Here is an 18,481-nt window from a genome sequence, read left to right as displayed (position 1 = left end):
TTTGTATCCTCAAAACTAATAAGTTACCTATGTGGAATTGGATTCTCTTTGTCTTTTTATATGCCTCGCTGGGATTTTACGCCTTTCAGGCGATCCGGGTGTTTACCAAAAACCCGTATCTCCTGTTTGTTTACGCTATCCTGGCTCTGGTGGTACTAGGTAATTTTTTATATCATTTTGCTTTGTCCGGCGGGGACAGGGGTATTAGCGGAGCTCGAAGCTATGCCCTTGCTTACCTGGTTATTTTTACAGGATTTCAGCTCATAGTGGTCATTTTTCTGCTTGGAGAAGACCTGACACGATTGGTTATCGGGGGATTTCGCAGGTGGAATAGTTCTGCATCGGATACCGTTATTCCGTCACGAAGAAAATTTTTAAGCGCTGTCGCCCTTGGAGTAGCATCCATACCTTTTGCAGGTCTTTTATATGGGATGTACAAGGGAAAATATGATTTCCAGGTTTTAAAGCACATCCTGGAATTTGAAGATCTGCCCGATGCTTTTGACGGTTATAAGATTACGCAGATCTCCGATATACACAGCGGGAGTTTTGATGATAAGGAAAAGGTGGAATATGCGGTAGATCTCATAAACCGCCAGGAATCCGATATACTTCTCTTTACCGGCGATATAGTAAACAATAAATCCGAAGAGCTGCTCCCGTGGATGGAGACGTTTTCCCGCTTAAAGGCCAGAGACGGTATGTATTCCGTACTGGGCAACCACGATTACGGAGATTATGCGCAATGGGACAGTGAGGATGATAAAGAAGCCAATCTGGAGCAACTGAAAGGATTGCAGCGGCAGCTGGGTTTCGATCTTTTACTCAACGAAAGCCGGGATATCCGGAAAGGAGAGGACAAGATAGCCCTGATTGGTGTGGAGAACTGGGGAGCGGGCGGTTTTAAAAAGGCAGGAGACCTGGACAAGGCGGTAGCACAAGTGGATAAAGACGCATTTAAAATACTGATGAGCCATGACCCGTCGCATTGGGAGCAACAGGTAATAGCACATCCTTACCATTATCACCTTACCCTCAGCGGACACACTCACGGTATGCAGTTCGGTGTGGAAATTCCCGGGTGGATAAAATGGAGCCCCATCAAATGGCGTTATAAATACTGGGCAGGCATCTATAAAGAAATGGGGCAGTTTATCAATGTGAACCGGGGACTGGGCTTTTTGGGGTATCCGGGAAGATTGGGAATCTGGCCTGAAATTACCGTGATAGAACTAAAAAAAGCCGGAAAAACCGCATAATTCATAGAAAATATTACATTTGTATTACTAATTCCGTGCAAAAATGTCAAAATTCGGTGAATTAATAGATATCAGTGTCCCGGTCCTGTTGGATTTCTATACCGACTGGAATGAGGCATCAACGGCAATGCACCCTGTGCTCCGGGATGTAGCCGCAGCTTTGGGAGATAAGGCAAAAGTGATTAAGATTGACGTGGATAAAAACCAGGAACTGGCCAATGCCCTTAGGGTTAAGGGCCTGCCTACCCTGATGATTTACAAGGGAGGTGAAATGGTATGGCGTCAAAGCGGAGAGCTCGATGCCAATACCCTGATAGGATTGTTACAGGAACATGTTTAAAAATAAAATTCCTCTCCGGTTATTGCTTTTATAAGCCCGGAGAGGAATTGATTTTTTTATTGCAAAGCTTCTTCTTTTTCTACTTCGGAATTGGGCAGTTTCTTATATCCCATTTCATATAATGTAAATCCGAAAATATCTGCGGTTTGTTCTATCGTTTTACTGATGGGAGTTCCCGCGCCATGACCCGCATCTGTTTCTATACGTATGAGAACAGGATTATTTCCTGTTTGGTTTTCCTGCAAAGTGGCAGCAAACTTAAAACTGTGTGCCGGTACAACACGATCGTCATGATCTGCCGTGGTTATTAAAGTAGCCGGGTATTGTACGGTGTCTTTAATGCTATGCAGGGGAGAGTAATTTAACAGGTATTTAAACATTTCTTCACTGTCTTCGGAAGTACCGTAATCATAAGCCCAACCGGCTCCTGCGGTGAATGTATGATAACGGAGCATATCCAGTACCCCAACGGCAGGAAGCGCTACTTTCATAAGGTCCGGGCGTTGTGTCATGGTAGCCCCGACCAGTAATCCGCCATTGGACCCACCTTTTATAGCCAGATAATCCGGCGAAGTGTATTGGTTTTTTATCAGGTATTCCGCAGCCGCGATAAAATCGTCAAACACGTTTTGTTTTTGCATTTTGGTACCGGCATCATGCCATTTTTTACCGTATTCCCCGCCTCCGCGTATATTGGGAACGGCATAAACACCACCTTGCTCCAGCCAAATGGCATTGGGAGTGCTGAAGGCAGGTTGCAGGCTTGCATTAAACCCTCCGTAGCCATACAGTATGGTAGGGTTTTTTCCGTTGAATTCTATTCCCTTTTTATATGTAATGATCATAGGGATACGCGTACCATCTTTAGAATTGTAGAATATCTGTTCCGAAATATAATCGTCCGGGTTGAAATCTATCCCGGAATTCCAGTAAAGGGACGATATGCCGCTATTAAGGTCATAAGTGTATATGCGGACAGGTACATTGTAATTGGTAAAGGAATAATACAGTTCTTCCTGACCTTCTTTTCCACTGAATCCGCTTACGGTACCGATACCGGGAAGTTCTATTTCCCTTATTTTTTCCCCTTCATAGTCGTATTGATACACTTTAGATATGGCATCGACCATGTATTTGGCAAAGAAGAAACCTCCTCCTTTAGATATCTGAAGTACATTTTTCGTTTCCGGGATGAGGTCTTTCCAGTTTTCCGGGGAAGGATCGGAAGCATCGACAGTAACAACTTTCTGATTAGGAGCGTTGAAGTTGGTAACTATATAAAGCAGGGAACCTTTGTTGTCCAGGACACCCAGGTCATTTTCTTCACTGTCCGTTATGGTCTTAAGCTCCGGTTCGGAGGCCAGGAGGTCCAGGATAAAGAGTTTGTTGCCCGAAGTGGAATTTGCTGCAGATATGATCAGGTAACGCTGGTCTTCCGTTACGTGCCCTCCTACATATCGGTTTTTTTGTTCCGGGGTATTACCGAAAACAACAGTGTCTTCGTTTTGCAGGGTTCCCAGCTTGTGGTAATATAGTTTGTGCTGGTCGGTTTTGGCAGAAAGCTCACTACCTTCCGGTTTGTCATAACTGGAATAATAAAAGCCTTCGTTATCTTTCCACGAAATTCCGCTGAACTTGATGTTGGTAAGGGTATCTCCCTTGATTTCCTTGGAGACCGCATCCATAACTATGATCTTCCTCCAGTCACTTCCTCCTTCGGAAATGGAGTAAGCAAAAAGACTGCCATCCTTGGAAAAATCCATTTCGCCCAGAGATATCGTGCCGTCTTTGGAAAATGTATTCGGGTCCAGGAAGACCTCTTCCTCGCCCTCTTCATTTTTCCGGTATAAAACAGATTGGTCCTGTAAACCATCGTTTTTATAGTAGTAAGTATAATCCCCTTCCCGTATGGGAGCGGATATTTTTTCGTAATCCCAGAGTTTTTCCAGGCGTTTTTTGATCTGCTCCCGGAACGGTATCTGCTTCAGGAAATCCTGGGTGACCTTGTTCTCGGCTTTCACCCATTCGGCGGTTTCTGCGGACCTGTCGTCTTCAAGCCAGCGATAAGGATCTTTTATTTCCGTGTCGAAATATACATCGGAGACATCTGTTTTTTTGGTTTCGGGATAAGTTATGCTCATTTCGTTATTTTCTTTTTCTTCACAGGAACACCACAGGAGTGGCGCTGTGATAGCAAGTATTACTGTTTTTTTCATTTTGATTGTGGTTAGTGTATGTGTTTGTGTACCCAAAAATAAGGCAAAATGCAGGCAGAAAGAAGATTTAGCTCCTTTCTTTTAAGGTGTGGGTGTTAAAACTGTGTAAAAGGACCAGAAATAATTAGTTTTGTATAAAAATAGCAATGGATCTACTATAACCAGCACTTTCTAGTGTCGTGCTATGATTTGGCTTCTATAAGATCAGCAAATTTATTGGGTGAAACAATGCCTCGAAATTGTTTTTCCAGGCAGACCGGAATTTATCCTTCCTACTTCATCAAAAAAATAGCGGGCAGTATAAAAAACAATGCTGGTTAATCAGGTTGTATTGCATAAAAACAGCCTTTTTCAGACCGTAATACCCATCTGGTCCTGATCATTGTTTTTTAACATCTTGTTCGTTTTTATTTGTTTTATTATCAGATTTTTAGTGGGTTTTTGATGTAGTGATTTTCGTTAAAAATGTACCCTTGATTTATAAATGCAGACTACAACTTGTTGTGTGGATACTACAGGAAGTTTACTTTTACCTCGTTGTTTGAAAAATGATAGGAAGAGGATAAGATGGGGGATGGTATTTCCGGCTAACCAAAACAATATGCTATTATTAATTTTTTGGATAATTGTAAATGTAATAAAAGGATTATTAGGTTTTAGGGGGCCTTAAAGGAGTGGCGTTCCGGCTTTATAGTTTGCGTCGGCGCCCCCTTTTTGGGTTTGTTTTAGGTTGATCTGTTAAGTAAAAGAGGCGATGTATCATACACCGCCTCTTTTGCTTTTTTTAATCTTTTTTTAGGAATTTTATTCCTCTATATGCACATGGAAGCTGATATCCATATCTGTTTCTCCTCCCGCATCTTCAAGTCCGGTATTGGGCTTTTTAGGCTGGTGACGAAGTACGACTCTCAGGTCGCCATGTCCTTCGGTACCTGTAGTTAAGGTAAACTTAAGTCCCACCGGGTTACTCGAATCGGTAGAGAGATAATCGGACTCCTTGTCCAGATAATCGGTTTCAATATCCAGTTCGCCTATAGCCTGGTAGAAGAACTGGTGTTCGTCTGCCTCTTCTTCTATTTCCTCGGTTACATTTTCGGCAGGGGAAACAGATTCGTTCAACAGTACTATAGACCCTATATAGGTAGTGTTTGGTTTCAGAGGTCCGGAAACAACACCTTCAAGTTCATCATGATCATGGTCGTCCCCTTCTTCGCCTTCATCGTCATGGTCATGGCCCAATCCGCTTTCGTTCGAATACTCCATCGTCACGGTTTCTACGCCTTGGGCTTCCAGGGTTATGGCGACTTTGGTGATCAGTTCTTCCTCGTTAACGGGGTCCGGATTATCATCGTCATTAGAACAAGAGACGAAAAACAGTGCTCCTGTACATAAAAAAGCGAGTAATTTGATTGTTTTCATAGTACAAATGATTATTAAATTAGTAATTGATTTTTATCTGCAGTTGGAAATTTCTGCCCAGGTCGTCCGAGAAAAAGCGGAGCCTGTTCAGGTAATCTCTGTAGCTCGTATCAAAAATATTGTTAACGGAAAGCCCCACGGTTATCTCCGATTTTTTGAGGAACGGAAAACCGGCGGAAGCGTCCAGTCCTAAAAGATGATAGGCTGCGGGGGGAGTGCTTATATCTACTTCCCGGTTTACGTATTCCCCGTTTTCCACGACCCGGAGATCAAAGTTGTTGTCCGGAAATTCGTTTTGTTTGAAGAAATAGTCGCTTCTCAGTGTTAATTGCAGGTTTCTCCATTCCGGTTTCGTGAATATTATGCGGTTGGAGGTATTGGCTGGCGGAATATCTATAAGAGGCCTGTCTCTGGTCATATCCCTGGCATGTACGTATGCGAATTTATGCTCGAAAACCCAGTTGTCGGATATGTGATAGGTAGCATCGAAATCTACGCCTAAAAACCGGGCATTGACCTGTTTGTATTGCCATACCGGGAAGGCGCCCCGGATGGTCAGTTCGCCCCCCGTGGGTTCCAGAAGCATAAAATCATTTATAAAATTGGCATAAGGAACCAGGGTTAAGTGCAATTTTTGTGTATCTCTGGAAAAGGAAAAAGAGAACTTGTGCGATGTCTCCTGATCCATTCTCAAATCCCCCAGTTCGATAGCTGCGGCTGAGTGATGAAGCCCGTCGCTGAATAGTTCTGCCGGGTTAGGGGCGCGGTTGGCCATGGCGTAGTTAAAATGTATTTCATTGGAGCCTGACTTGTACTGAAGGCCTGCCGTTGCGGAAATGCTGTGAAAATCGAATACCGGATTGGTGAGCCACTGATCCCCGTAATCTTCTATGATAATATCCTGAAAATCCTCGTCATATCCCTGTTGTTCCCAGCGATTTTTCTGATAGAATTTCTTGGCGTCAAGATGTGAAAAATCATAGCGGACACCGGCGTCAAGGACCAGGGCATCTGTCAGGTATTGAGAGACGGAAGCAAAGGCCCCGGCATCGTAACGGTCGTAATCCGGGATTAATCTGCGAACGCCGGTTTCCGGATCGGGCAGGTTGGTTTGGTAACGAAACATAATACCCGTATTTATTTTACGGTTGCTATGCGCGTCGAACCGGAAATCGGAGGTAAGGGTGTGTGTGGTGAGTTCCATGTCCATAGCCGGCACTCCTTTGAGGTTTCCCCTGCGGATATCGTATTCCTGCCGGTTGTTCTGCTGAAAATCGTACTGCACATTCCATTTTCCGAGTTTTTCGAACCTTTTAAAGAACCGGAGTTTTGCCAGGTGATGGGTAACTTCCTGTTTAGGAGCATTGATGTCGTAGGAAAAGGGTTCTATAACATAAGGCTGCCGGCTGTTTATAGCATTGAGGAGATCTTCCTGGCTGCCGATATGGGAGGACCTCAATATCCCGATTTCATTGCGGTAAAAACTATAGTAAAAATCAAATCCGTAAGTGAATTTGTTTAATCCGAATGAGGTAGTAAAAGCTTGTTGCGAATACCCGGTATTGGTCAGGGAATAATCCGGGGCTTTGAAATCTCCGTAGCGTTTTAATGTGCCTTGAACGGACCAGTACCACCCGCTCTTGTAACTTTTCGTAAGCGACGAGATTAATGCGCCTCCCCGGCCGTTTGTAGCCCCGGAGAGGAGGGTTTTTCCGTATAAGGTGTCTTTTACCGGGATTTTCAGCGGGTCGGCTATGATCACTCCGCCAATAGCATCCCCGCCGTATTGCAGGGCTGCGGCACCTTTAACGACTGTCAGGCTGCCGGCTGCATTCAGGTCTAGGTTGGGAGCGTGTTCCATTCCCCACTCCTGGTCCTGTAACCGAACCCCGTTGTTCATAGTGATAACCCGGCTGCTGTGCAATCCCTGTATAACCGGTTTTACGATGGAACTTCCCGTATTCAGGGATGAAACACCACTTATTTCCTTTAAGGCGTCTCCCAGGGAGGCACTGCTGAATTTGTCAATGATTTCCTGGTGTAATATCTGCTCTGTACCGGAGTTGGTAATCGGGTGATCTCTCTTCCCTTCTACCACAACTTCCTTGAGCTCTTCCAGGTGGTGCTCAAGTGTGATACGTTGCCTGGTGTCTCCGGAGATCTCGATTCTCATAATGCGGGTGGTACAGGATTCGTGAGATATTTCCACCTCATAGCTGCCCGGACATATAGCGGTGATGGTAAACTTTCCGTCGATATCCGTAGCTGTGACCTTTTTGGTGTCTAGAATCTGCACTACCGCATTCATGAGTGGTGTGCCGTCGTGAAAATCTACTACTTCACCCTGAAGTGTAGCAGTACAGTTTTGAGATAAAATAACCTCCGGATTTCCCAATAAGGAAATGAACAGGAATAAAGGAAATATTAATTTCATAAGTCTTCAACGGGTTATGATTAGGATCGGATAAGGAAATATTAAAGATAGTTCCCTGGTTCGGAATACGGTTAGCCCTTCCTGTTGCGGAAAAGGGTTTATAATTCAAGCCGGATTTATTCTTTTCAAACCAATAGATGGATGTGTACGCAGGACCGAAATAGGTACGATACCCGTAAATAGAATACAGTAATCCGGTTGAAAATACCGCCTATGCGTGAGGAGGAGCCCTTAAAGTCCGAATACTTCTTTCAAATGCGGAAAGAGGGGAAGAGTAGGAATTGATGTATGTGGTGAATTCCGTATGTTCTTTCGGAGTAAAGAGTATGGTTTCCGGAGTATGGAATACGGAAAACTTAAAATCACATACGAGACACTTGGAAACCGATTGGGTGATGACACTTTGCTTTTCCTTAAGTACGGGAGGTGTTTCCGAAGCATGGTCAATGGCATGACAGGCCTGGAACAGTATGGAAAATAATACTGCGACTACAAGGGAAAAGCTAATATACGCCTTAAATGCCTTCATTTCCAGGCAAAAGTATGAAAAACAAAACAGACAGGGGCCGGTTTTTAACAAAACCTTGGGATGTTGTGGTATAATCCGCCCGGTTCTTTTCCGGAAAAGTAAAAAGTGCACTGAACTCATGGTCCGGTACACTTTTTTATCATGGTCGGAAATTCCGGAAATATTATTCTGCCAGGTTATTGGCAACAAGATATTCTGCTATCTGTATGGCATTGGTAGCCGCCCCTTTGCGGAGGTTGTCTGCAACAATCCACATATTAAGGCTGTTGGGTTGTGAATGATCGCGTCTTATCCTGCCTACGAAAACATCGTCCTTACCTTGTGCGTATATAGGCATCGGGTAGGTGTTGGTGTCCGTATTGTCCTGTACGGTAACTCCCGGAGTTTCGTTTAGTATTCTTCGGATATCTCCAACTTCGAAGTCATTTTCAAACTGCAGGTTAACTGATTCGCTGTGGCCGCCAACTACGGGGATTCGGATAGCGGTAGCTGTTACGGCAATGGTATTGTTGTTCAGTATTTTTTGGGTTTCCCTTACGAGTTTCATTTCCTCTTTAGTGTAGCCGTTTTCTTCAAATACGTCGCAGTGAGGTAGTGCATTCCGGTGAATGGGATAGGGATATGCCATTTCTCCCTGTACTCCTTTGTATTCGTTTTCGAGTTGACGTACGGCTTTTACTCCGGTACCTGTAATGGACTGATAGGTAGAAACCACGACTCTTTTGATGGTGTATTTATCGTGTAAAGGAGCGAGGGCCATAACCATTTGTATGGTAGAGCAGTTGGGATTGGCAATAATCCTGTCCTCTTTTGTTATTTCCGTGGCATTGATCTCCGGAACTACCAGTTTTTTCTCCGGATCCATACGCCATGCGGAGGAATTGTCTATAACGATGGTCCCTGCTTCGGCAAATTTCGGAGCCCATTCAAGGGAAGTGGCCCCACCTGCCGAAAACAATGCAATTGCCGGTCTGGCAGCTACCGCATCGGCGAGACTAACGACTTTATGGAGTTTGCCCTGGAAAGAGATCTCTTTTCCCACGGATCTTTCCGAAGCTACGGGTAATAATTCTGTTATCGGGAAACGGCGTTCTTCGAGCACCTGTAACATTACTTCGCCAACCATTCCGGTGGCGCCTACAACTGCAACTTTCATCTGCTTAAATTTATTTGTTTTTAAATGGTCGGATGGAATGCCCTGATTATCCCGATAGCTATCGGGATCGGTTGGTGTCCAAAAAAACCGGTTACGGGCATTTCATATGTTTATATCAGTAATAAATAGTTATACAATTTTAAGGTAGCAAAAGTAGGTATAAAAACCATACGGGCAAGTTATCTGAAAAAGAAATATATTTTTAAAACAAAATGTTTTATTTTGAACAATTTGATCTTTTTAGGATTTGAAGCCACCGGGAATTTCAGAGGTCGTGATCAAAGATTGTGCAGATGGTATCTTGTGAAGATAGCGTATGTTTCGGTTAATATGAACTGTAAACCGGAGAAGCCTATATGTTCTCCGTATTCTTCGAGCAAAAAAAGACCCTCCTTTTTGGGGGAGGGTTTAGATTAGAATATGCAGTGAAGCGGTTTATTTCTTCAATAAGTCTCTTATTTCCGCCAGTAATTCTTCCTGTGTGGGCCCTTTTGGGGCTGCAGGTGCGGGTTTTTCTTTTTTCTTGGTCCTTTCGTATGCTTTAAGTACCATAAAGATACAGAATCCTATGATAACGAAATCAAGAATAAACTGAATAAAGCTACCGTAGTTAATGGTCACGGCTGCCTGGGCAATTTCTCCGGAAGCATCGGTTACGGCTTCTTTCAGTTCGTATTTGAGGTCGGAAAAATTCACATTTCCCAGCAACAATCCCACGGGGGGCATCAATATGTCATTGGTGAAAGAAGAGACGATTTTACCGAATGCACCGGCAACAATAACCGCAGTTGCTAAATTGACAATGTCTCCTTTTAATAAGAACGATTTAAAATCTTTGAAAAAACCCATAGCTGTTTTAATATAAATTAAAAAATTCTAAATGCGATATAGCGGTACTAATATACAAAATTGTCCTTTTCTTTTTATGAAAATGTTAAAATGTCAGGAATATTTACTCTACAGGCTGTTCCGTAGGTTTTTCCAGTTCTTCAACAGGTTGTTCCAGGAGGTCCTCCATATCTTCCAGCGAATCACTTGCCGGTCCGTTGTAGGATTGTTCCAGGCGATCCAGGTAGCTGTTAAAGGTGTCGGTTTGTTTCTTCCCGAAACTTTCTTCATCATTTTCCACTACCACATCCAGTACACTTCTGTAGCGTTGGATATCATAGATTATGTTTTCCTGTGAAGTGAATGCTCTTCCGGAAGATAAATAGTAGTTAAGGTTTTCCTGGTATTTTCCTGCTATTTTCAAAAACAGTTCCCTTGCTTTTTCGGTTTGCCCGGTTTTGTAATAACCGCCTACGTAGGGTTCCAGGAATACATAGTATCCGTAGTAATCGAACGGGAATTGTTCCATGGTAAGGTCCATGATTTCCTTTGCTTTTTCTTCCTTGCCCTCGTCCAGAAGGACTTCGGTAAGCCTGGCCATATTACTCCGGTATGAAATACTGTTCTTACGGGTTTCCGGGTCATGGTATATGTCCGGAGAACCGGAATTTCCCCAGGCCCATTGCTGTACAATGTCGTACATCAGGTCACTGTCTATCCTTCCCATTTCAAAATTCCCCTGTTCCCCCGGTGTTTTGATGGGTACGAGTTTGTATACCATGCCGTCCAGTTGCAGGTAATCTTTCATCCAGATGTATTCTGCAGCCGCAAAACTTCCTCCGGTGAAGTATATGGGGCGTTTCCAGTCGTTATTGGCCAGGATGTCCAGCATCATCATCCTGTTTTTGCCTATTGCGTTTGCCGGGAGGTCTATGTCTATATGATCTACAATCAAGGCGCTGTCTTTCTCTTTTACGAGCCCGCTTTTAAGCACATTTTCTTTGTTGACCGGTACCCTTATTTTATTGGTAGGGTAGAATATGGTGCTCTTCGTATTTTCCGGATACTGTCGTACGTCTCCTCCCTGTCTGCGGATCAGGTTCCCTATGGTATTGTCATCATTGGCAATCCAGTTCATAAACCGTTTTATGTCCCAGCGTTCGTCCGTAAGCTTCTGGTGATAAATAGCATCCCGTACACCATAGGCATATTGTGCATGGGTGAGTTGGGAGGGAATGGGTTCGCTCTCGTAAGCTTTCCTTTTCATCTGGTCGATATACCAGTCGGTAGCAAAGAGACTGGAGTTTATGACCCTTATATCGGTACGGTGTTTTTCAATTTCCTGGATGTACCACAAACCGAAAGTGTCGTTATCTCCTATGGAGAAAATGATTGCGCCTGCATCTTCCTGTACCGAATTCAAATAATTCCGGGCAATGGCTTCTGCCGTATACCTGCCGGAACGGTCGTGATCATCCCAATTCTGGTATGCCATTACGGCCGGAACAGCAAGGAGGCATACAGCCGTAACAGCAGGTGCCAGTATTTTCGGAGAGAGCCATTTTTTAAGTTCTTCGTACAGGGCAAAGACACCAATGCCGATCCAGATAGCAAAAATATAGAAGGAACCTACGAGGGAATAATCTCTTTCCCGTGGTTCGAAAGGGCGGACGTTGGTGTAGAATTGAATCGCTATACCGGTAAAGATGAAAAACACGAAGAGTGCCCAGAACTGTTTGGGGTTTCTTCGGATCTGGAAAATAAGTCCTATAATACCAAGGATCATGGGTAGGAAAAAATACGTGTTTCTTCCCTTGTTGTTCAATACATCCGAAGGAAGGTTGTCCTGCGGACCGAGATGCCATTCGTCTATGAATTTAATTCCGCTGAGCCAGTTACCGTGATTATCCATTTTTCCCTGGATATCGTCCTGGCGTCCGACAAAGTTCCACATAAAATAACGCCAGTACATATACCCGAACTGATACCGGAACATGAAACCGATATTGTCCGATAATGTAGGTGGTTCTACTTCGATATACTGACCGAACTGCTGGAGAAAATTCACATAACCGTCTTCGTCTATCCTGCCACTGGCATAATCGGTCCGGAACTGGTTAATGGCATTTTTCAGGTCGGCATTGGAAATATATTCGGATTTTATACTGAAATCCAAAGGCCTGGTAAATCTCATGTAATTAGCTGCGTGCTCGGAGCTCCACATCCGGGGAAGTATCCCTACATGTTTGCTGTTGGAATTCGGAATGGAATTCTCGTAATGGTTTACAATAACATATTTTCCCGTTTTCTTGTCCTGTTCGTATTTGGGTTTATCATTTTTATAAGGCTCTACAGGGTCCTGACCGGCAAACATATCCGAATACATGGCTCCGTATACGGGGCTGTCCACACCGGGATATTGTTCCCTGTTGTAGTAAGCCAGAAGCGCACGGGCGTCTGCGGGATCGTTTTCGTTAATGGGAGTATGTGCATTTGCCCGGATAGGCAACATCAGCCAGGAAGAGAAACCGATAAACATGAATAGAAAGCAGAGGGTAATGGTATTGGCCAGGTATAATCTGTTTTTACGCGTGTAATTCAGGGCAAAATAAAATACCAGTATAAAAATAAGTCCCATAATAATACTTCCCGAATTGAAGGGAAGCCCTATGGTGTTTACAAAGAAAATCTCGCTCCATCCGAAAAAATTCAGGACGTATGTAAGTGAAAATTTATATACCAGAAGCAGGATTGCTACAACGATAATATTGGCAAGCAAAAAGTTCTTTACCGTAGTGGTTTTATAATTTTTGAAATAGTATAACAGACCTATGGAAGGGATAGCCAGAAATCCCATAAACTGTACGCCGAATGTCATTCCGGTTACAAATGCTATAAGAACCAGCCATCGGTTGCCACGGGGGGAATGCAGTTCATCAACCCATTTGATTCCCAGCCATAGCAGGAGAGACATCAGTAAACTGGCCATGGCATAAACCTCGGCTTCTACCGCATTGAACCAGAAGCTGTCCGAAAAAGTATAAGCCAGGGCACCAACGGCACCACTACCAAAAATAGCAATGGCTACCGGGCGGGATATTTCACCTTCACTGACAACCATTTTTCTGGTGAGGTTAGTGATGATCCAGAACAAGAACAATATGGTGAAAGCACTGGAAAGTACAGACATACAGTTGACCATGAGGGCCGTGTATTCCATACTCGGGGCAAACATGGCAAAGAAAGCACCCAGCATCTGAAAGAGCGGAGCTCCCGGGGGGTGCCCTACTTGCAGTTTTGCCGAAGTGGAGATGTATTCTCCGCAATCCCAAAAGCTTACTGTGGGCTCAACGGTTAGCGCATAGGTTAGTAAAGCGATGGCAAATACGGTCCATCCGGTTATAGTATCCCATCGTTTAAATATGTCTGTCGTCATGAACTTGATTTTCTCTGAAAAGGCGAATTTAATAATAATTCGCTATATAGGACGGGTTTTTATCTATTTAACGGTTCTTACAGTTTTGCGGATTGCCTTGACAGATAATCGTTTTCCATACGGTCAAGGTAGCGGTTAAACCTTGTGGTTTCTTCTTTTCCGAATGCTTCTTCATCGTTTTTCACCACAATATCTACCAGTGACCTGTAACGCTGTATATCAAACAATATGTCTTCTGCCGTAATGAACGGATGGTTGTTCGAATTCAGGTAGTAATCCAGGTTCTCCTGGTATTTTTTACTGGTTTTCCGAAAGAGGTCCCGGGCCTTTCCAGTATCTCCGGCCAGGTAGTACCCATCTATAAATGGTTCCAGAAAGGTGTAATACCCGTAATGATCCGGGGGCATTTTCTGTATGGCTAAATCCATAACCTTAACGGCTTTGTCCTTTTTGTCTTCCCGTAACAACGTTTCTGCCAGCCGTGCCATATTTATGCGGTAAGAAATACTTCTCCTTCGTATAATGGAGTCGTGATAAACTCCTTCCTTATCGGAATTGCCCCAATCCCATTTCATGACCTTATCATACATGAGGTCACTGTCGATCCTGCCCATTTCATAAGGATTTTCTTTGGATGCGGGAGTTTTTATGGGAACCAGTTTGTAAACGAGTCCGTCGAGTTGCATAAATTCCCGGAGCCACAGGTAATCTGCCGGGTCAAAACTTCCCCCGGTGAAATAAATGGGGCGTTTCCAGTTGTTATTGGCAAGGATATCCAGCATCATCATCTGGCTTTTGGTCATACCGCCTTGTGGCAGGTCTATGTCTATGAAATCTTTTATGAGATGTTTGTCCTTACTTTTAACCAGTCCGCTGCGAAGAACGTTCTCTTTATTTACAGGTACCCGGATTTTATTGGTAGGATAAAAAACAGCGCTCCGGAAAGCTTCGGGGTATTGCTCCGGGGAATTTCCCTGACGGCGGAGGAGGTTTTCCACCGTATTTTCATCATTGGCAATCCAGTTCATAAAACGTTTAATATCCCATCTTTCCTCGGTAAGCGGCTGATGGTACAAGATATCCCTGGTTCCGTACACGTATTGCTTGTGTACCAGTTGAGAAGGGATGGGACTGCTTTTATGGGCTTTTCGTTTCATCTGGTCGATATACCAGTCCGTGGCCAGGTAACCCGGGTAAACTATCCGCACATCGGTACGGTATTTTTCTACTTCCTGGGCATACCACATCCCAAAAATATCGTTTTCCCCCAGGGTAAACACAATGGCATCAGCGTCTTTCTGAATGGAATCGAGGGTGTTTCTGGCCATAGCCCGGGCAATATAACGGTCGGATCTGTCGTGGTCATCCCAGTTCTGATAGGCCATAACTACCGGTACGGCAAGCAGGCAGGTTATTTTCAGAACCGGGGCCAGTATTTTCGGAGCCAGTAATTTTCGGAGACCGCTGTACAGGGCAAAAACGCCCATTCCTATCCATATGGCAAATATATAGAAGGAACCGACCAGGGAGTAATCGCGTTCCCTGGGTTCGAAGGGGCGTACATTCGTATAAAATTGGATTGCAATGCCGGTAAACAGAAAAAACACGAAAAGTACCCAAAAACGTTTCGGGTCTTTTCGGACCTGGAAAAGAAGCCCGGCCAGACCTAAGAGGAGGGGGAGGAAGAAATATGTATTCCTGGCCTTGTTGTTCAAAACATCCGATGGCAGGTTCTCCTGGGAACCTACGAGTTTTTCATCTACTGCCTTTATACCACTTATCCAGTTGCCGTTATTGTCCATTTGTCCCTGGACGTCGTTCTGGCGCCCTGCAAAATTCCACATAAAATAGCGCCAGTACATATAGCCGAACTGGTATTGGAACATAAATTTCAGATTATCCCGTAAGGCGGGCGGCTCTACATTTATATAAGGTGCCAATCGCTGCAGAAAATTCACATAACCCTCTTCGTTGATTTTCCCTGAAGTATAATCCGCTTTAAACCGGTTTATGGTATCTTTTAATTCTTTGCTGGAGGTATATTCGGGCTTGACACTGAACTGTAGGGGGCGGGAGAGTTTCATATAATTGGCAGCATGTTCCCTGCTCCACATTCTGGGCAGGATGCCTGCGTGTTTGCTGTTGGAGGCTTGGAGAACGTCTTTGTATTTATTGACAACCACATACTTTCCTGTTTTCTCGTCTTGTTCATATTTTGGTTTATCGTCCTTATACGGACGGTCCGGATCTTTATCGGCAAACATGTCGGAATACATGGTGCCGTAAAGTGGTGAATTGGCATCTCCGTATTGTTCCCGGTTGTAATAAGAGAGCAGGAGGCGCGCATCGGACGGGTCGTTTTCGTTAATAGGGGTATGTGCATTTGCCCGGATAGGCAACATGAGCCATGAAGAGAAACCTATGCACATGAACAACAGGCAAAGTACTAAAGTATTGGCCTGGTATAGTTTTCTCCGCCTGGTATAACGGAGCGCAAAACAGAACAATGCGATTATTGCAAGTGCCGTGATAATACTACCGGAATGAAACGGCAGTCCGGTGTGGTTGACAATAGACAGCTCACCCCATGCAAATAACTTCAAAATATATGTAAATGAGAATTGATATACGAGAATAAGGATAATGACTGCTAAGAAATGAGCTACTACGAAATTTTTAACCGTTGTGGAGCGATATTTTTTAAAGTAGTATAAAAGAACAATAGAAGGGATGGCCAGAAATCCCATAAAGTGAAGTCCGAATGCCATGCCGGTAATAAGGGATATGAGCAGCAACCACCGGTTTCCCCCGGGGGCATGCAGATTGTCGGTCCATTTTAGTCCCAGCCATAACAGGAGGGACATCAGGAGACTGGCCATGGCATAAACTTCGGCTTCTACTGCGCTGAACCAAAAAGTATCGGAAAAAGTAAAGGCCAGGGAGCCAACAACACCACTACCCAATACAGCTATGGTAGTTTCGGGGGACATTTCTCCGTTTCTCATGGCGATCTTTTTCACCAGGTTGGTGATGATCCAGAACATAAACAATATGGTGAAAGCACTGGATAAAACCGAAATGTAGTTGACGGCCAGGGCAATATCTTCGGGACCGGCGGCAAACATGGCAAAAATGGCCCCGAGCATTTGAAACAGGGGAGCCCCCGGAGGGTGTCCCACCTCCAGTCCGGAAGAAGTGGCAATATACTCTCCGCAATCCCAGAAACTTACCGTAGGCTCTACCGTAAGTCCGTATGTAATTAAAGCGATAAGAAAAACACCCCACCCGAGAAGTGTATTCCAACGGTTAAAAGTAGTAGTGGTCATCAGTATTTCGGTGTTTAGAAAGTGAAAATAAGAATAAAACAACTGTATTTTCTTAAATAAAGGTTAAAGCCCTCCGGTCACCGTAGCCGGAAGGAAATATGAAACAAAATAAAAAAGGCGAAAAATATTTGTGCAAATCAAACTTTGTTATAAATTTGCATCCGCAATAAAGCACTGGCCTATGGTGTAATTGGTAACACAGCTGATTTTGGTTCAGTCGTTCAAGGTTCGAGTCCTTGTAGGCCAACTGCAAAAATTGAAAATCCTGTTCCCTGTCGGAGCAGGATTTTTTTGTTGGTTCCACGCCCGGACGAGAAGCCTGTCCCGAGCAAAGTCGAGGGGAGTCCTTGTAGGCCAACCCAGAGGGATTTCTTTTCGGAATCCCTCATTTTTTTTATTCAATCAATCTTTTTTGTTCATTTCCTGATGGTTAGAACTGAGTATATCGAGCATATAGGAGGTTCGATATTTGCCGTTGTGATAGTGAAGTTGATTATCGAACATTATATTGATTAATTCTCTCTTCTTAACAATATCCGGACTTTCGTAAAGAGTTTCCAATTTAGGGCCTGTTAACACTACCAGAAAAGATGGATTTTTGAGTATATTTTTTGTCTATCGAGGCATGTTTGACGAGTTTGGTAGCGCCAAATAAGGAAAAAATAACGAAGAGAGGCAGAAAATAGGCCAAAAAGCCGCTTTGAGTGTGTAGTGTTAACAGGCCCTAGTAAGACGATCGATATTCTTCATTAATATCTTGTTTATATTATTGAGATTTGGATTATTACGAACCATTCCGGCTTCCAGTTCCATTATATCATAATTTAAGGTTGGGTACCATCTTTCATAGGTGTCTCTTATAATGTCATTACTGATCCATTTTTCTTCCAAGGAATATAGCTTTGATTTTAATCCCATTAAATGGGTCTAATTCCCCGATGCTCTGCATCGAAATGGGCTAAGGTTTGTTCGTTTGAATACCTCGCGTCCCGATAATTATCGGGATTGCCCCGAGGTAGTTGATTTTTTCCAGTTTTAATTTATCCTCTTTTTGCCGTTTGTTGAAAGGAGCCGGTATCGTTCTTGCAACCTGTATTGACAAATAGAAATGAAATAAGGCAAAAGAGTGTCACCATTTTATTCATAGGGAAATTGTTAGGTCAATATTATTTTGTTCGTACCTGATATTTGTAATGTCTTTTTAGGGCTGGGGTAAAACTGATTTTCCGGGAAACCTGGTGAAAACAATTTTCACCATGCCCTAAAACCAAACGTATAACATTAAAAACTTAAAAAAATGAGACGACCAAAATTAATTACCAACTATGGTAATCTGCCGGCAGAACGTCCAGTTCGCGTGGCAATTTCCACGCCCCCGTGCAGGACGGTGTGACGTATTATTTCCGGGTACGGGCACGCAACAAGAACGGGGTGAGCCCCGTGTCCTCCATGCGTGCCATGGTAAAGGAATAACTATGAGCACGCCACTAAAGCTATTCATCCTATGGGCCTGCTGTAGTATCCAGCGCCATTGGCAA

11 protein-coding genes and 1 tRNA gene are annotated in these 18,481 nt (G+C 43.9%); 3 read left to right on the top strand and 9 right to left on the bottom strand.

The window, feature by feature from the left end:
- The first annotated feature begins 29 nt into the window (after positions 1-29).
- Together ACVBDU_RS08785 and ACVBDU_RS08780 are read left to right on the top strand one after the other, a co-directional pair.
- A complete protein-coding gene (locus ACVBDU_RS08785; protein WP_447179373.1) occupies positions 30-1,259 on the top strand; it encodes a metallophosphoesterase in 1,230 nt (409 codons plus the stop codon).
- Positions 1,260-1,302: 43 nt separating this feature from the next.
- Positions 1,303-1,599, top strand: coding sequence for a thioredoxin family protein (locus tag ACVBDU_RS08780; protein WP_447179372.1), 297 nt, complete (start codon positions 1,303-1,305; stop codon positions 1,597-1,599).
- 56 nt (positions 1,600-1,655) lie between these two features.
- Here ACVBDU_RS08780 and ACVBDU_RS08775 read toward each other — a convergent pair whose 3' ends face one another.
- From ACVBDU_RS08775 to ACVBDU_RS08740, 8 genes are all read right to left on the bottom strand, one after another.
- A complete protein-coding gene (locus ACVBDU_RS08775) occupies positions 1,656-3,815 on the bottom strand; it encodes a prolyl oligopeptidase family serine peptidase (RefSeq protein ID WP_447179371.1) in 2,160 nt (719 codons plus the stop codon).
- Positions 3,816-4,619: 804 nt separating this feature from the next.
- On the bottom strand, positions 4,620-5,234 hold the full coding sequence (locus ACVBDU_RS08770; RefSeq protein ID WP_447179370.1) for a type 1 periplasmic binding fold superfamily protein: 615 nt from the start codon (positions 5,232-5,234) through the stop codon (positions 4,620-4,622).
- Positions 5,235-5,253: 19 nt separating this feature from the next.
- Positions 5,254-7,668 (bottom strand): TonB-dependent receptor, encoded by a 2,415-nt coding sequence (locus ACVBDU_RS08765; RefSeq protein ID WP_447179369.1) that lies wholly within the window; start codon positions 7,666-7,668, stop codon positions 5,254-5,256.
- 211 nt (positions 7,669-7,879) lie between these two features.
- The gene (locus ACVBDU_RS08760; RefSeq protein ID WP_447179368.1) at positions 7,880-8,197 is read right to left on the bottom strand and encodes a hypothetical protein; all 318 of its coding nucleotides are present in this window, start codon (positions 8,195-8,197) and stop codon (positions 7,880-7,882) included.
- Between the two features lie 163 nt (positions 8,198-8,360).
- Entirely contained in the window at positions 8,361-9,353 is a 993-nt protein-coding gene (locus ACVBDU_RS08755; RefSeq protein ID WP_447179367.1) for an aspartate-semialdehyde dehydrogenase, read from the bottom strand.
- A 435-nt stretch (positions 9,354-9,788) separates the two neighbouring features.
- Entirely contained in the window at positions 9,789-10,202 is a 414-nt protein-coding gene (gene mscL, locus ACVBDU_RS08750; RefSeq protein WP_447179366.1) for a large-conductance mechanosensitive channel protein MscL, read from the bottom strand.
- A gap of 103 nt (positions 10,203-10,305) precedes the next feature.
- The gene (locus tag ACVBDU_RS08745; protein ID WP_447179365.1) at positions 10,306-13,617 is read right to left on the bottom strand and encodes a protein O-mannosyl-transferase family; all 3,312 of its coding nucleotides are present in this window, start codon (positions 13,615-13,617) and stop codon (positions 10,306-10,308) included.
- A gap of 77 nt (positions 13,618-13,694) precedes the next feature.
- Positions 13,695-16,943, bottom strand: coding sequence for a glycosyltransferase family 117 protein (locus ACVBDU_RS08740; RefSeq protein ID WP_447179364.1), 3,249 nt, complete (start codon positions 16,941-16,943; stop codon positions 13,695-13,697).
- Positions 16,944-17,118: 175 nt separating this feature from the next.
- On the opposite strand from ACVBDU_RS08740, the gene ACVBDU_RS08735 reads away from it, so the two are divergent.
- Positions 17,119-17,190: transfer RNA gene (locus tag ACVBDU_RS08735), tRNA-Gln, on the top strand.
- Positions 17,191-18,255: 1,065 nt separating this feature from the next.
- Here the strand turns inward: ACVBDU_RS08735 and ACVBDU_RS08730 are convergent.
- Positions 18,256-18,481, bottom strand: a 226-nt coding sequence (locus tag ACVBDU_RS08730; RefSeq protein WP_447179363.1) for a hypothetical protein, incomplete at its 5' end; no start/stop codon positions are given.

Source organism: Sinomicrobium endophyticum (genome assembly GCF_052983315.1).
This window is presented reverse-complemented; position numbering and strand designations above follow the sequence as displayed.

Coding starts and splice junctions, on each gene's coding strand:
- ACVBDU_RS08745 (WP_447179365.1), bottom strand. CDS start 13,617: ATGACGACAGACATATTTAAACGATGGGATACTATAACCGGATGGACC.
- ACVBDU_RS08740 (WP_447179364.1), bottom strand. CDS start 16,943: ATGACCACTACTACTTTTAACCGTTGGAATACACTTCTCGGGTGGGGT.
- ACVBDU_RS08780 (WP_447179372.1), top strand. CDS start 1,303: ATGTCAAAATTCGGTGAATTAATAGATATCAGTGTCCCGGTCCTGTTG.
- mscL (WP_447179366.1), bottom strand. CDS start 10,202: ATGGGTTTTTTCAAAGATTTTAAATCGTTCTTATTAAAAGGAGACATT.
- ACVBDU_RS08755 (WP_447179367.1), bottom strand. CDS start 9,353: ATGAAAGTTGCAGTTGTAGGCGCCACCGGAATGGTTGGCGAAGTAATG.
- ACVBDU_RS08775 (WP_447179371.1), bottom strand. CDS start 3,815: ATGAAAAAAACAGTAATACTTGCTATCACAGCGCCACTCCTGTGGTGT.
- ACVBDU_RS08760 (WP_447179368.1), bottom strand. CDS start 8,197: ATGAAGGCATTTAAGGCGTATATTAGCTTTTCCCTTGTAGTCGCAGTA.
- ACVBDU_RS08785 (WP_447179373.1), top strand. CDS start 30: ATGTGGAATTGGATTCTCTTTGTCTTTTTATATGCCTCGCTGGGATTT.
- ACVBDU_RS08765 (WP_447179369.1), bottom strand. CDS start 7,668: ATGAAATTAATATTTCCTTTATTCCTGTTCATTTCCTTATTGGGAAAT.
- ACVBDU_RS08770 (WP_447179370.1), bottom strand. CDS start 5,234: ATGAAAACAATCAAATTACTCGCTTTTTTATGTACAGGAGCACTGTTT.